The sequence below is a fragment of the Cellulophaga sp. 3_MG-2023 genome, assembly GCF_030546975.1.
Lineage (GTDB): Bacteria > Bacteroidota > Bacteroidia > Flavobacteriales > Flavobacteriaceae > Cellulophaga.
Map to the genome: position 1 here is coordinate 239435 of NZ_JAUOPS010000004.1, position 14609 is coordinate 254043.

15 protein-coding genes are annotated in these 14609 nt (G+C 33.4%); 6 read left to right on the forward strand and 9 right to left on the reverse strand.

The genetic code is table 11. From position 1 onward, the window contains the following. Positions 1-30: 30 nt before the first annotated feature. The 5 genes from Q4487_RS12380 to Q4487_RS12400 all read left to right on the forward strand — a co-directional run bounded on the left by Q4487_RS12380 (position 31) and on the right by Q4487_RS12400 (position 3564). Positions 31-486: a tRNA (cytidine(34)-2'-O)-methyltransferase gene (locus Q4487_RS12380; protein ID WP_303542956.1), complete on the forward strand. Its 456-nt coding sequence runs from the start codon at positions 31-33 to the stop codon at positions 484-486. Positions 487-595: 109 nt separating this feature from the next. Continuing rightward, entirely contained in the window at positions 596-1588 is a 993-nt protein-coding gene (gene lpxD / locus Q4487_RS12385) for a UDP-3-O-(3-hydroxymyristoyl)glucosamine N-acyltransferase (RefSeq protein ID WP_303542954.1), read from the forward strand. Positions 1589-1593: 5 nt separating this feature from the next. Beyond that, on the forward strand, positions 1594-1932 hold the full coding sequence (locus tag Q4487_RS12390) for a n-acetylglutamate synthase (protein WP_100894830.1): 339 nt from the start codon (positions 1594-1596) through the stop codon (positions 1930-1932). A gap of 70 nt (positions 1933-2002) precedes the next feature. Then, positions 2003-2788, forward strand: coding sequence for a DUF3050 domain-containing protein (locus Q4487_RS12395; RefSeq protein WP_303542952.1), 786 nt, complete (start codon positions 2003-2005; stop codon positions 2786-2788). A 143-nt stretch (positions 2789-2931) separates the two neighbouring features. Then, entirely contained in the window at positions 2932-3564 is a 633-nt protein-coding gene (locus Q4487_RS12400; RefSeq protein ID WP_100894828.1) for a hypothetical protein, read from the forward strand. A gap of 1 nt (position 3565) precedes the next feature. Here Q4487_RS12400 and Q4487_RS12405 read toward each other — a convergent pair whose 3' ends face one another. The 3 genes from Q4487_RS12405 to Q4487_RS12415 form a co-directional block, all read right to left on the reverse strand. After that, positions 3566-5251 (reverse strand): helix-turn-helix domain-containing protein, encoded by a 1686-nt coding sequence (locus tag Q4487_RS12405; protein ID WP_303542948.1) that lies wholly within the window; start codon positions 5249-5251, stop codon positions 3566-3568. A 116-nt stretch (positions 5252-5367) separates the two neighbouring features. Beyond that, a complete protein-coding gene (locus Q4487_RS12410; protein WP_303542946.1) occupies positions 5368-6447 on the reverse strand; it encodes a YgcG family protein in 1080 nt (359 codons plus the stop codon). Positions 6448-6453: 6 nt separating this feature from the next. Beyond that, on the reverse strand, positions 6454-8637 hold the full coding sequence (locus Q4487_RS12415; RefSeq protein WP_303542944.1) for an acylase: 2184 nt from the start codon (positions 8635-8637) through the stop codon (positions 6454-6456). A gap of 159 nt (positions 8638-8796) precedes the next feature. On the opposite strand from Q4487_RS12415, the gene Q4487_RS12420 reads away from it, so the two are divergent. Then, positions 8797-10536, forward strand: coding sequence for an ABC transporter ATP-binding protein (locus Q4487_RS12420; RefSeq protein ID WP_303542942.1), 1740 nt, complete (start codon positions 8797-8799; stop codon positions 10534-10536). An 80-nt stretch (positions 10537-10616) separates the two neighbouring features. Here the strand turns inward: Q4487_RS12420 and Q4487_RS12425 are convergent, their stop codons facing one another. The 6 genes from Q4487_RS12425 to Q4487_RS12450 form a co-directional block, all read right to left on the reverse strand. After that, the gene (locus tag Q4487_RS12425) at positions 10617-10946 is read right to left on the reverse strand and encodes a 2Fe-2S iron-sulfur cluster-binding protein (protein ID WP_303542940.1); all 330 of its coding nucleotides are present in this window, start codon (positions 10944-10946) and stop codon (positions 10617-10619) included. Between the two features lies 1 nt (position 10947). Further along, positions 10948-12006, reverse strand: a complete 1059-nt coding sequence (locus Q4487_RS12430) for an NAD(P)/FAD-dependent oxidoreductase (RefSeq protein ID WP_303542938.1) — start codon at positions 12004-12006, stop codon at positions 10948-10950. Positions 12007-12081: 75 nt separating this feature from the next. After that, positions 12082-12321, reverse strand: a complete 240-nt coding sequence (locus tag Q4487_RS12435; protein WP_013620460.1) for a NifU family protein — start codon at positions 12319-12321, stop codon at positions 12082-12084. A 3-nt stretch (positions 12322-12324) separates the two neighbouring features. Beyond that, the gene (locus tag Q4487_RS12440) at positions 12325-13467 is read right to left on the reverse strand and encodes an Mrp/NBP35 family ATP-binding protein (protein ID WP_100894821.1); all 1143 of its coding nucleotides are present in this window, start codon (positions 13465-13467) and stop codon (positions 12325-12327) included. A gap of 171 nt (positions 13468-13638) precedes the next feature. After that, on the reverse strand, positions 13639-13974 hold the full coding sequence (locus Q4487_RS12445) for an MGMT family protein (protein ID WP_303542936.1): 336 nt from the start codon (positions 13972-13974) through the stop codon (positions 13639-13641). A gap of 2 nt (positions 13975-13976) precedes the next feature. Next, complete coding sequence (locus Q4487_RS12450; protein WP_100894819.1) at positions 13977-14609, reverse strand: LysE family transporter; 633 nt, start codon at positions 14607-14609, stop codon at positions 13977-13979.

The window sequence follows — 14609 nt, forward strand, 5'->3', positions numbered from 1 at the left end:
CGTTTCTTTGCTTAAACGCAAAAACTATTTATGAGCTTTAACATTGTATTATTTGAACCCGAAATACCTAATAACACAGGCAACATTGGTAGGCTAAGTTTAGCTTCTGGTTCTACATTGCACTTGGTTAAGCCGTTTGGTTTTGAGTTGGATGATAAAAGAGTTAAACGCGCTGGTCTAGATTATTGGAAACATCTAGACCTAAAAATTTACGATAGTATTGACCATTTTTTTGAAGTTCATTCTGATAAAAAGTTTACATTTTTATCAGCAAAAGCAGAAAAAAATTATTACGAAATTGATTACGAGGACAATATGTTTTTTGTTTTTGGAAAAGAATCTAAAGGTTTACCTAAAAGCGTTGTAGAAAAATACAAAGATTCTCTTTACAAAATACCTCTTTTTAGCGAGCATATTAGAAGTTTAAATTTGGCAAATGCAGTTAGTATTGTAATTTACGATGCAATAAAATCTAAAAAACTGTAGTTTTTATAACAAAAACAGTCAAAATATAAACTTTAATTACTTTTTATAAGTACTTTTAAAGCTTATCATATTTAAATAACCTTAACCATTAATATCTTATAATTTAAGAATGAAATCATTTACAGTACAAGAAATCAGCGAACTTTTAGAAGGAGAATTAGTAGGTAATACTACATATAAAATAGAAGGCGCAGAGCAAATAGAAAAGGCTACCGAAAATCAAATTACTTTTATAGGTAGTGTTAAATATGTTCGTCTTTGGAAAAACTCTAACGCAAGTGTTGCTATTGTAAATGATAATTTAAAAATAGAACCAAGAGAAAATACAGCGTTAATAAAAGTAAAAAATGCCGACATTTCTTTAGCTAAACTTTTAGAAGCTTTTGATCCTGGAAAACCTGTTTTTGATGTAGACATACACCCAACTGCTGTTGTAGATAGTACTGCTACAGTTGGGGCGGGAACAAAAATTGGTGCCGGCTGCTATGTAGGCAAAAATGTTGTTTTAGGAGAGGGTGTTATTTTATACCCAAATGTTACTGTTTTAGATGATTCTACTATAGGTAACCAAACAGTAATGTGGTCTGGAACTGTTGTTAGAGAACGTAGTGAAATTGGAGCTCGTTGTACTTTTCATATTAATGTTAGCATTGGTGCAGATGGGTTTGGCTACAGACCAAGTGATGACGGTAGAGGCTTAGTTAAAATACCACAAATTGGAAATGTTGTTATTGGTAATGATGTAGAAATTGGAGCCAACTCTTGCGTAGATCGTGGTAAATTTAGTTCTACAATTGTTGGTGATGGCTGTAAAATAGATAACCTAGTACAAATTGCTCATAACTGTGTAATGGGCAGGTCTTGTATTATGGCAGGCCATAGTGGTTTAGCTGGTTCTGTTACTTTAGGTGACGGTGTTATTATTGGTGGTAGCGCATCTATAAAAGACCATACTACCATTGGTTCTGGTGCTATTGTTGGCGCAGGATCTGGAGTTATGGGGAATATTGCACCTGGAAAAACTGTTCTAGGCTACCCTGCACAAGACTCTAGAGATATGCTAAAACAATGGGTTGTAATGAAAAAACTTAGTAGAAATTAAAATTGATGATAAACTATAACGGTAAAATATTTAGACCCGCTAATAGTTCTGTAAATTCTGAGACTTCTAATGACACCGTTTTTATATACAAACAAGATGGCGCCATAGTAACATCTAACTATACAGGTGGAAAAATAAAAAAAGGGCATTTAATTGGCTTGGTTAATGCTAGTGGTATTATTGAAATGAGATACCACCAAGTAAACACAGACAACCAATTAATGACCGGAAAATGTACGTCTACGCCAGAAATTTTACCAAATGGAAAAATTAGATTGCACGAAAAATGGCAATGGACCTCTGGAGACAAATCTACAGGAAACTCTATTCTAGATGAAGAATAGAGTTTTTTGCTTTTAAAAATGCTTTAAACTAAATAGTATGACTTAATTTTGCACCTTAATTTTAGAGAAAATGAGTAGAATTGAGAACATAGAAAAAGAAATTTCTGAATTAAGACAAGCACTTCAAAACCATAAGCTTTATACCAATTTAAAAGATGTAAACGATATTAAAGTTTTTATGGAAAACCACGTTTACGCGGTATGGGATTTTATGTCTCTATTAAAAGCTCTTCAAAAAAACTTAACTTGCACAAATACTCCTTGGGCACCTGCCAGCAACCCAACATTGGCTCGTTTTATTAATGAAATTGTACACGGAGAAGAAAGTGACATTAATGAACTTGGTGAACCTAAAAGCCATTTTACAATGTACTTAGATGCAATGCACCAAATAGGAGCAAATACCAATTCTATCGAAAACTTCATCAATCTTATACTACAAAAAGAACCTGTTTCATCTGCCTTAAAAAAAATAAACCTAGACACTACTGTAGCTAATTTTGTAAACTATACTTTTAAAATAATTGATACAAATAAACCACATTTAATTGCTTCGGCATTTACGTTTGGAAGAGAGGATCTTATACCAGATATGTTTGTAGAAATTCTTAAAAATGCTGATGCAGAAAATAAACATTACAACAAGTTAACGTATTACTTAGAAAGGCACATAGAGTTAGATGGTGATGAACACGGACCTTTATCTTTACAAATGATTTCTGAATTATGTGGTGATGACGACACTAAATGGCAAGAAACTTTAACTGTAGCCAAAGAAGCATTGCAGCAACGCATATATCTTTGGGATGCCATTAGTAATTTAATTGAAGCTAATAAAAAGAGTTTAGCGCAGTAGGTCTAAAATGAAGCTAAAAAACTGGTTTAAAAGCAATAAGTAGTTTACCTAATAAATAACTCTAAACTGTTAATTTAACAACAAAAACTTACTACGTGGCAAGGTATTTGCTATCTTTATCTTAAAATTTTTAAAGTAATTTAATGCGTTTTTCTGTCCTCACATTATTAATAGTTCTATTTTTTGCCGCACCAGTTGTGGCACAAGAAACGACTGTGATACCTTTAAAAATTGAAGCAAAAAAAGAAGTAAAAACAGCTCCGCCTGTTACTATCATAATTCCAGAGCCTAAAAAGCAACCCAACAATACTAACTTTTTAGATTCTATGATGAAACCTAGGATAGATATGACTCCAGATAACAGACTTGTTAAACCTGGGCGTGATGTTAAATTAAATCCGCGTTTAGGTTTTGAAGAAAAAAAAGATTCTAAATCTTTTCACGGTGACCAATATTTAGGTGATGTAAAAACTACTGGAAAATTTGTTGGCATTGTTTGTAGAGATCACGAATATGTAGATGGCGACCGCGTAAAAATTTATGCAGACGGCAAAGTAATAGAACACAACCTAATGCTAGGCGGTGCTTTTAAAGGTGTAAACCATACATTAAAAAAAGGTTTTAATCGCATAGATTTTGAAGCGTTAAACCAAGGTACATCTGGACCAAATACTGCACAAGTAAATATTTATGACGACACTGGAAAAGTTATATCCTCTAAAAAGTGGTTGCTTTCTACAGGGTCTAAAGCTACTATTATTGTAATACAAGAGTAAGTTACTCTCTACCAATAAAAGCTAATGCAAGCTTAATATCATTATAATCTACTTTTTTATTTAATGCTTCAAAAATTGCTTTTAAACTAACAGGCTCTCCTTTTTTCTGTTTATTTTTAGCTTTTTCAACATCTTTAATTATTTGTTCTTTAGGCTGATAAAAACTAAAATCCTCCTCTGGATAATCTTTACATAATTTAATTAAATGTCCTGCAATAGTTCCACTAGATAGCCCTCTTTGATCTGCAATTTCTTCAATACTTAGCTTTTTTCTAAAATAATCTAGGGTTACATCGTATGTAGAATCTTTTTTAAGCTTCTTGTCTATAATTTTTTTAGCGTGCTTTTCTATAGCTTTTATATTGGTTAAGCCACCGCAATCGACTACAAATTTAATTGCTTCCTCTTCTAAACTATCTAATGCATATTTTTTATCTGCCTCTGTAGATAGTTCTAAAAAGCGCCTATCTGCTTTGTGCGCCAAACCATCTACCTGCAAAGCCATTTCATTAAAACCTAAAAGCTTTAAATTCTCAATATTTTTTAAACGAGACAAGGCTACATAGCCCTGACCTTTTTCAAAGGTTTTAGATAGGTCTATAAGTGCACCATCTAACGTCATACCCTGACATTTATGTACTGTTATTGCCCAAGCTAAACGCAAAGGTATTTGGTCTAAACTAGCCAAAACTTTTCCGGTATCGTCCTGCACACCCCAATTCTCTTGCTTTACAGAAATTCGCTTCCCTTGAGCAGTTTTTACAACAGGAAATCCATCATCATTAAAACTAACAATAGTACCTAAAGTACCATTTACATAACCTTGTTCTTGGTTGTTACGCACAAACATAACCTTTGTGTGCATTTTTAGCTCTAATTCTTCTTTAGCTAAAACTGATTTTTTTAAAGTCTCTACCAGTTTTTTGTTCCCTTTAGTTGTAGCCTTAAATTTTTTAACCTTACCTTTTAATTGTTGTAAATGCTCGTTATTAATCTGATCTACATCATAATTGTGTGTAAACAATTTGGTTGGCTCGTCATCTTTACCAAACGTATTTTGTTCTGCCTTTTTAAGTTCTTCAATACTTTTTTTAGATATTTTTCCTATTCTAATTTCATTTAAAATAGTATTTAAAACATCTTCATTTGCTTGTCTATATTGCTCTGTTAAATAACAAACATTAAATTTGGCAGCAACCCAAGCGGCAGACATAAATGCAAATTTATCTTTACTTTTTTCGTTTTGATTACCAATTGGTGGTAACTGAAAAAAATCGCCACAGACCACAACTTGTATACCTCCAAAAGGCTCATCATTTTCTTTAAAAAATTGTAAAACAGTATCTACCATATCTAACTGTTTTTTATGCAGCATAGATATTTCATCAATAATTAAAATTTTTGCATTTTCTAAATGTTCTTTAAGGTACTTTTTCTCCTTCATAGAATTTAGATTGGCTCTGGTAAGTTGTTCTTTTATACCAAAACCAGCCCAAGAATGTATGGTCATCCCATTCATATGCGTAGCCGCAATACCTGTAGATGCAGTTATAGCAACTGGTATTCTACGTTTTTTTAAATAGGTAATGTACTGGTTTAAAACATATGTTTTACCTGTACCTGCAGAACCTGTTAAAAATACATTTTTACCAGATTTTAATAATGCTAGTGCTTTTTGTTGTTGCAATGGTTTATGTGTTATGTAGAATAACCTTGATATTATTCCAATTTACAATATCATTATAAATTTTAAGATATAAAAATAAGATAGCTTTTTACTTCTAGTTTTTGCGTGATAAAAACTTACCAACTACCACTTGCTCCTCCTCCACCGGAGCTTCCTCCTCCACCAGAAAAACTACTAGAACTACTACTAGAGCCGCTACTACTGTAACTACTGTATGAGCTGCCTGAAGAACCACCACCAACTCTTGTGGAGCCAATACTTTTTATTGCCGTAATAAAAGAATCATAATCGCTCTTAAATAATGAAAAAGACAATTTAGTTTTATTTTTTACTACAAGTTTTACAACTGCAATTACTGTACAAGTTATAACAAACGAGCCAACAGAAACACACAAAAGTAATACTGTATTAGATGCTAAAAATGGCTTAACATTAAAACCATTTTTTTGTAATATTCCAAAAACAACAACTCCTAGCAGTACAAAGCCAACACAAAAATACAGTGTATAAACTAGCAAGTTTATTGTAAAAAAAATAAGTCCAATTTCTGCTGTAAAAAACTTTTTAAAAATTTTTAGTGCTGTTTTTACTGACTGATAAATAATAAAACCACCTGCAATTAAAAAGAAAAAACCAAAGATGGATAATACTATGTTTGCAATTCTATTTTGTTTACGATCTCTGTCTTTTATTAGCTCTTTAAATTTATCTAAAGCTTCTGGGTTTTTAATAAAGTTTATCAATTGGTCTGTAGCTTTGTTTATACCGGTAAAATATGCTCCTGTTTTAAACTCAGGAATCATAGTACCCTCTATAATTCTCTTTGCTACTATATCTGTAATATAAGGTTCCAAACCGTAACCAACTTCTATTCTAACCTCTCTATCGTAACTAGAAAACAAAATTAAAATACCATTATCTTCCTTTGCTTGCCCTAGTTTATTTTGGTTAAATGTTTTATTCGCAAAATCTTCTATAGTTTGCCCATTAAGAGAGTTAATAGTTAGCACCACCAGTTGCGTAGTTGTTTTTGTTTCAAAATTTGTCAATTTATTACGCAAAGCTTGTGCTGCTTCTGTCTCAAATATACCTGCATTATCAGTTACTATATCTTTAATTACAGGATACTCATAATCTTGTGCAGAACCAATAGCAGTAAAACAAACAAGAAGTAAAAAAACTATTTTTTTAATCATACTTAATTACTCTACTTCTCCAGGATGGTATGTTTTTTTAGCTTGTTTTAAAACATCGTCTTTGTAAAAAGCTACCGTTTTAAATTTCATATTTATGTATGCATCAGTTTGGTCATTAAAATGTTGTGAAGCAGGGTCTCCACTTTGTCCGCCAGCCAAAATTGTCTTAGCTTTTACTTTTTCTCCAAACTCTACCGCTGCAACAAAACTATTACCACGAGTACCATATATTTTTTTAGTATTATTGGTATAGCTAACACCGTAAGCTGCTAAAGCTCCCCAACGACCCGATGCAAAACCAACTGCAACACTCGGCTCATTATCATTAAAAGCTTGTTTTATATCGCCATTTAAACGTTGATATCTGTTTACCTCTCCCCACGGAATATTCCAAGTTCCAAAGTCTGACTCTAATTTTTTAATAACTGCCCTAAAAACTGATAAACGCTCAGCCATTGGTGAAGCAGACCCAAAGTAAGTCATTGCCTCCATATCACTCATTTTATGTGGTCGTTTTCCGTTTCTACCATACAGGGTGCCATAATAATGTGCTAATGTCATTGCTACAGATTCTTTTGAAGTTTTATAATCCCAGTTGCGTAGCTCCTCTATTGGCAAACTTAAAAGTTTAGTTCTGTCTGTTTTGTCATACGCTTCAATTAAACCCGGAATTAAAGCTTTAAAAGCAGGTAAATAAGGATCGTGTGCTAATTTTATAAGACTATCTAATGTGTACTCTTTTCTGTCTTTTAATAAACTTATTGCGTGTACGCCTCTAAAGTTTTCTTGATCTTTAGACATATATTTAGGATAGTTTTCTTTTTTTGGACTGTTTTCTAATGCTGCTGTATAAGGTGTAGAATTACAGTTTTGCAACCATCCGTTTTTAGGATTTAAGAGCAAAATATTCTCATCTACGGTATGCAACCCTTTCCAATCTGTTTGCGGATTACTACCATCTACTGGCTTAGTATAATCAAAAACAGTATCGCGCATTGGCACAAAATTACCGTGAAAATAAGCTATGTTGCCTTCTGTATCTGCGTACACTGTATTGTTAGATGAGTTGGTACGTATATCCATCATTTCTCTAAAACCCTTATATCCATTTTGTTTAGTTCTAATGTAAGACTGTTCTAATGCTTTTACAGGTTCCCACATCATAGCAGAGGCTGTCCATTTACCATCTGCTTTATGTGTAATTGGTCCGTGATGAGTTCTGTATGTTTTAAATGTTTTTTGTTTGATAGATTCACCAACCTTATACTTTAAAGTAACCGAATCTTGAGCAACATCTCTAAGTTCTTCTCCGTACTGGTATTTTAAATCGCCCTTAAGATTTACAATAGTTTCTTTAAACTCATCCATAACATCTGTGTATGTAGAGGTGTGCATCCAACCTGTTTTTTCATTAAAACCTTGGTAAACAAAAAACTGTCCCCAAGTAACTGCTCCGTAAGCATTTAAACCTTCTTCACTAACCACGTGAACTTCTCCTCTAAAGAAAAATGAGGTATGCGGATTAATTAAAAGCATTGCATTACCAGACTGTGTTAAGTCGCCAGATATTGCTATTCCGTTAGATCCTTGCGGTTCTAACTCTGCTTTTTCTTCTTCAATTTTTAATTCTGTTGCTTCAGGAATTTCCATATCACCCTCATAAAAAGCTTTTATTTTTCGTGTAGAAATTCGTTCTATATCACCACCAATAGAGCCTTCGCTAAAATACATTGGCATCCAAGGCTCAAACTTAGTTAACAACCTAGGTGTAACCTCTGGGTGCGTGTGTAAATAATAGTTAATGCCATCTGCAAATGCATTGCACAACTCCTTTAACCATTCCGGACTCTTATTGTAGTTTGCAATTGCCTCTTCTTCTGTCATAAATAATTTAGCTCGCAGATCACTATACAAAGCTTCTTCACCATCTACCTCTGCCAACCTACCAGTTGCCCAAATATAATTTTGTTCTACACGGTTAAAATCGTCCTCACATTGCGCATACAACAAGCCAAAAACAGCATCAGCATCTGTTTTACCATAAATATGTGGTACACCAAATGTATCTCTAATTATAGTAGTGTTGTCTGCATGTGCTTGCCAACGGTTAAAATTTTCATTTTGTTTGGTTGCTTGTTTACAACCGACTAACAAGCTTAAAAACACAAGGGTAAATACACTAATTTTCATCTGAAAGAGCTATTAAAAATGGTTTGTGTGAAAATACTAGACTTCTGTTTTAAAAACTAATTTTAAAGGTTTTTTTAAGTTGATAACCTTATTAATAAAGCAGATAACTAAAATTAAGACAGATTTAAATTACCTTGCATATAAATTGAAAATAGAACGATGGCAGAGAAAAAAGTAAGCATTTTAACCGCATTTAAAACTATAATTTGGCCTAGACGAAAACTTGTTTTTATTGGTCTTTTATTAATTGTAATAAGCAAAGCAGCAAGTTTTGTTGCGCCAATATCTCTTAAATATTTAATGGATGATATTGTACCAAATAAAGACATTCCTTTTTTAAAGTTTTTAGTTGCATTGGTAATTGCTGCTTTTTTGGTACAAGCAATAACATCATTTTTACTTACCAAAGTATTAAGTATACAGGCACAGTATTTAATATCTGAGTTACGAGCTCAAGTACAGAAAAAAGTATTGTCTTTACCTATTAGTTTTTTTGACAATAACAAGTCTGGCGCATTGGTATCTAGAATAATGAGTGATGTAGAAGGCGTACGTAACCTAATTGGCACAGGCTTGGTACAACTAGTTGGCGGTACAATTACCGCTGTAGTATCTGTTGTTTTGTTGGTGCAAATTAGTTTAACAATGACGCTAATGGCGTTTGCACCCTTAATTTTATTTGCCTTTATTTCTATAAAAGCATTTAAAATTATACGCCCTGTTTTTAGAGAACGTGGTAAAATAAACGCTGAAGTAAAAGGCAGGTTAACAGAAACTTTAAGCGGAGTTAGAGTTATTAAAGGTTTTAACGCCGAAGAACAAGAAAATAAAATTTTTGAAAAAGGTGTTGCTAAATTATATAAAAATGTAAAAAAGAGTTTAACGGCAACCGCTGTAATGACAAGCTCATCTACTTTTTTATTAGGACTTGCCACAACAGGGATTATGATGGGTTATGGTGGTTATTTATTAATTACGGGCGACTTAACAACGGGTGAGTATTTTCAGTTTACATTTTTACTTGCACTTATGGTTGCCCCTATTGTACAGATGAGTAATGTTGGTAGTCAGCTTACAGAAGCCCTTGCAGGTTTAGACCGTACAGAGGAACTTATGAATATGACGGCAGAAGCAGATGAAAAAGACCGTACAATTGTATTAAATGATATTAAGGGTGATGTTGCGTTTAGCAATGTATCTTTTGCTTATGAAGAAGATAAAGAAGTTATTACCAATGTAAATTTTACTGTAAACTCTGGTAAAGTAGTTGCTTTGGTTGGTAGTTCTGGCTCAGGAAAATCTACTATTGCTGGTTTAGCCGCTAGTTTTTTAAATCCGGATAGCGGCACAATTACTATAGATGGTAACGACTTATCTAAAATAGACTTAAACAGTTTTAGACAACATTTAGGCGTTGTTTTACAAGACGACTTTTTGTTTGAGGGAACTATACGCAATAACATACTTTTTCCTAGGCCAAATGCCACTGAAGAAGAACTTTTAAACGCCGTTGAAGCTGCCTACGTAAATGAATTTACAGATAGGTTTGATGATGGTTTAGAAACATTAATTGGAGAACGTGGGGTTAAATTATCTGGCGGACAACGCCAACGTATTGCTATTGCTAGAGCTATTTTGGCCAATCCTAAAATATTAATTTTAGACGAAGCCACCTCTAATTTAGATACAGAGAGTGAAGCTTTAATACAAAAAAGTTTGGCCACATTAACACAAGGCAGAACTACTTTTGTTATTGCTCACAGACTAAGTACTATACGCAAGGCAGACCAGATTTTAGTGATAGAAAATGGCGAAATTGCAGAAAGCGGTACACACGATGAACTTATTGCTAAAGAAGGACGCTATTTTAACTTGTTTACCTACCAAGCAAGAATATAATAACAAAGAATATTACAAGTAAAAAGCTCAAATTCTAAAATTAAGAATTTGAGCTTTTTATATTTTTAATTAAGTTGATTTTAACTCTCTGGAGCCAACTCAACTTCTAAACCATCTAAATCTGGCGTCATATGTATTTGACAACCTAATCTGCTGTTATCTTCTACATTAAAAGCTTCTGCTAACATAGCATCTTCATCATCAGACATTTCTGGTAAATTGTGAGCGGACTTAACATAACACTGACAAGAAGCGCACATTGCCATACCACCGCAAATACCAATTGTACCCTCTGGAGCAAGCTCGTAAGAACGTACAACCTCCATTAAATTCATATTCATATCAGTTGGTGCATCTACCTCGTGTAAAACACCTTCTCTGTCTGTTATTTTAATTTTAATATCACTCATACTATTCTATTGCTTTAACAACTGCTTTAGGTGCTTCTTTTTTAGTACCATCAAAACCAGACACACCACCGACGGTAGTATACTTCATAACATATTTTTTGTCTGGATATATTTTTTGATAAGCACTCTGACACATTAATGTAGCTTCATGAAAGCCACACAATATTAGTTTCAGTTTTCCTGGGTACGTATTTACATCACCAATAGCATAAATACCAGGTATGTTTGTTTGGTAATCTAGCGCATTGTCTACTTTAATAGCATTCTTCTCTATTTCTAATCCCCAATCTGCAATTGGCCCCAATTTTGGAGACAGTCCAAATAATGCTATAAAATTATCTACCTCTAAAACAATATTTTCTTCTTCTCCTGTTTTTTTAATTTCTACAGCAGTAAGTGTATCATCTCCTTTTAAACCAACTATTTCTGCTGGCGTTACAAGATTAATTTTACCCGCATTTTTAAGTTGCTGTACTTTTTCTACCGAGTCTAAAGCTCCTCTAAACTCATTTCTTCTATGCACCAAAGTAACCTCATCAGCTACATCAGCTAAAAAAATACTCCAATCTAAAGCAGAGTCTCCTCCACCAGCTATAACTACTTTTTTATTGCGATAAACTTCTGGGTCTTTTATCATGTAAGCAACACCATTATCCTCAAACTTAGATAAGTTTTCCAAAAGTGGTTTACGAGGCTCAAAACTACCTAAACCACCCGCAATTGCAACTATTGGCGCGTGGTGTTTTGTACCTTTATTTGTGGTTACAATAAAAGAACCATCTTCTTGCTTTTCTATAGTTTCTGCACGTTCTCCCAAAGTAAAACCTGGCTGAAATGCTTTTATTTGCTCCATTAAATTATCTACCAAATCACCAGCTAATACTTCTGGAAAACCAGGAATATCATATATTGGCTTTTTAGGGTAAATCTCAGAGCATTGTCCGCCTGCTTGTGGCAAGGCATCTATTAAATGGCATTTTAATTTTAATAATCCGGCTTCAAAAACAGCAAATAATCCTGTTGGACCAGCACCTATAATTAGTATATCTGTCTTAATCATGTAAAAGTAGTCTTAAAAATAAATGTAAAATTACAGAAGTTGCTATGCTTATAATATGACAATTATCAGCACTAATTAACCAACGTTAATTACTTCTTCAATCTGTGGTACATATTTTTTAATGGTCATTTCTACACCACTTTTAAGTGTCATTTGGTTAACACTACAACCAACACATGCACCTTCTAACTTTACTTTTACAGAAGTATCATTATCTATTGAAATTAGAGAAATATCACCACCATCACTCTGTAAAAATGGACGAATTTCTTCTAATGCTTTTTCTACGTTAGTTCTTACCTCTTCTGTTGTCATCTTTTATTGCTTATTAACAGGCGAGCAACCCGCCATAGTTGTTATTTTAATAGCCTCTGTTGGTGGCAAATCTGTATTTCTGCTTACCACTTGTTGCACTACATTTTTTGTAAGCTCGTTAAAAGCAGTTTCTATAGGCGTACTCTCTTGCATTGCTGCAGGTCTACCAACATCACCAGCTTCTCTAATGCTTTGTACCAAAGGAATTTCTCCTAAAAATGGCACTTTTAAGTCTTCAGACAAATGCTTAGCTCCTTCTTTACCAAAAATATAATATTTATTTTCTGGTAATTCTTCTGGTGTAAAATACGCCATATTTTCTATTACTCCTAACACAGGTACGTTAATAGAATCTTGCTGAAACATTGCAACACCTTTACGTGCATCTGCTAAAGCTATTTCTTGCGGTGTACTTACAACAACAGCACCAGTTACTGGCATTGCTTGCATTATACTTAAATGTATATCTCCTGTTCCTGGAGGTAAATCTATAAGCATAAAATCTATTTCTCCCCAATGTGCGTCAAAAATCATTTGGTTTAATGCTTTTGATGCCATTGGTCCTCTCCAAATTACTGCTTGGTTTGGTTGTGTAAAAAAGCCAATAGATAGTAATTTAACTCCGTAACTTTCTACAGGTTTCATTTTAGACTTACCATCTATATTTACTGCTAATGGTTTTTCTTGGGCAACATCAAACATAATTGGCATAGATGGCCCGTAAATGTCTGCATCTAACAAGCCAACTTTAAAGCCCATTTTTGCTAAAGTTACTGCAAGGTTTGCTGTTACTGTAGATTTACCTACTCCTCCTTTACCAGAGGCAACAGCTATAATATTTTTAATTCCAGGAAGTGGTTTCCCTTTAATTTCGTTTGTTTTTGGCTTAGCAGCCTCAGCATCTACCTTTACGTTAATTTTAATTTTAGCTTTTTCATACACTTCTGCATGTATTGCTTTTAAAATCTCAACTTCGGTTTTTTTACGCGCTTGTAAACTAGGATTGTTTATAGTAACATCTACAACAACCTCATCTCCAAAAACCATAACGTTAGTTACAGCTCCGCTTTCAACCATATTTTTACCTTCACCAGGAACTGTTATCTTTTCTAATGCCTTTAAGACATCTTGTTTATTTAGCTTCATGTGTATTACTTTCTTTTTCAGCTTTTTACTTAAACTGATTCTAAATTGCAAAGATAGTGTATCGATATGAGATTAAGAAGCCGCAGAATTGAAATATAACATACTTTTATAAGTTTAGTTGATGCTATATTTTTGACTAACTTTTAACAAATTAGAAATTGATATTATACGCTATTCTAACTCTGTAGACGGATCCCAAAAATAGTCTTCTAGATTTTGTATTTGGCTATCTATAACCAAAACACCTTCATTCTCTAAAAGCTGCTGCATTAAGTTGGTGCCGTCAAAATGATGTTTACCTGTTAGCAAACCCTTACGGTTTACCACTCTGTGCGCTGGTATTTCATCTTTTAAGTGAGATGCATTCATTGCCCAGCCAACCATACGTGCACTACGCGCAGCACCCAAATACTTTGCAATAGCACCATAAGAAGTTACTTTGCCATATGGTATTTGCTTTGCTACAGCATAGACTCTTTCAAAAAAATTTTGATTATCTGCCGCCATATTTAGTGATTGTAGACTCTAACCAACGTTATTACAAATAATAATAACATTAAAGCACTTATAATGTAGTTTGAGTTTTTAGAAAATCCGTTAGATTTTTTCTCTAGCTTATTAAAATATACGGTGTATAAATACAGTACACCAAATGTACCGCAACCTGCAGCAAAAATGAACACTAGAATATCCCAAGACTGAAACTTGATCCAACCTGATGCTTTCCACATTGCATTCATTCCACTATAATACGGAATAGTTAGCAGGTTAATTGCTGCCAAAAAAACACCTTTAAAAAAACTATTTCGCTTGCTAATTTTTGGCTTTGCCTTCTTTTTTGGCTTAATCCATTCTTTTGCCATTGCAAAAAAATAAATTCCTAACAAAGCAAATACTCCTAAGGCAATTTTTAAAAGCACTCCAACAAAGTCTGGATTATTGTGTAAAAATTTAGAAATCATTACAGCAATGTATGCCTGTAAAATTACAGTTACAGACACTCCAATACTAAAAATAATACCGTTTAACTTACCCTTTTCTACACTAATTTTTGCAGCATTCATATTTAACAACCCAGGTGGTACTGTTGCCATAAAGGCACCAGAAAATGTTGCAAAAAAGAGTATCAGTAAGTGTGTCAT

Coding starts and splice junctions, on each gene's coding strand:
- Q4487_RS12380 (WP_303542956.1), top strand. CDS start 31: ATGAGCTTTAACATTGTATTATTTGAACCCGAAATACCTAATAACACA.
- lpxD (WP_303542954.1), top strand. CDS start 596: ATGAAATCATTTACAGTACAAGAAATCAGCGAACTTTTAGAAGGAGAA.
- Q4487_RS12390 (WP_100894830.1), top strand. CDS start 1,594: ATGATAAACTATAACGGTAAAATATTTAGACCCGCTAATAGTTCTGTA.
- Q4487_RS12395 (WP_303542952.1), top strand. CDS start 2,003: ATGAGTAGAATTGAGAACATAGAAAAAGAAATTTCTGAATTAAGACAA.
- Q4487_RS12400 (WP_100894828.1), top strand. CDS start 2,932: ATGCGTTTTTCTGTCCTCACATTATTAATAGTTCTATTTTTTGCCGCA.
- Q4487_RS12410 (WP_303542946.1), bottom strand. CDS start 6,447: ATGATTAAAAAAATAGTTTTTTTACTTCTTGTTTGTTTTACTGCTATT.
- Q4487_RS12415 (WP_303542944.1), bottom strand. CDS start 8,637: ATGAAAATTAGTGTATTTACCCTTGTGTTTTTAAGCTTGTTAGTCGGT.
- Q4487_RS12420 (WP_303542942.1), top strand. CDS start 8,797: ATGGCAGAGAAAAAAGTAAGCATTTTAACCGCATTTAAAACTATAATT.
- Q4487_RS12425 (WP_303542940.1), bottom strand. CDS start 10,946: ATGAGTGATATTAAAATTAAAATAACAGACAGAGAAGGTGTTTTACAC.
- Q4487_RS12430 (WP_303542938.1), bottom strand. CDS start 12,006: ATGATTAAGACAGATATACTAATTATAGGTGCTGGTCCAACAGGATTA.
- Q4487_RS12435 (WP_013620460.1), bottom strand. CDS start 12,321: ATGACAACAGAAGAGGTAAGAACTAACGTAGAAAAAGCATTAGAAGAA.
- Q4487_RS12440 (WP_100894821.1), bottom strand. CDS start 13,467: ATGAAGCTAAATAAACAAGATGTCTTAAAGGCATTAGAAAAGATAACA.
- Q4487_RS12445 (WP_303542936.1), bottom strand. CDS start 13,974: ATGGCGGCAGATAATCAAAATTTTTTTGAAAGAGTCTATGCTGTAGCA.
- Q4487_RS12450 (WP_100894819.1), bottom strand. CDS start 14,609: ATGACACACTTACTGATACTCTTTTTTGCAACATTTTCTGGTGCCTTT.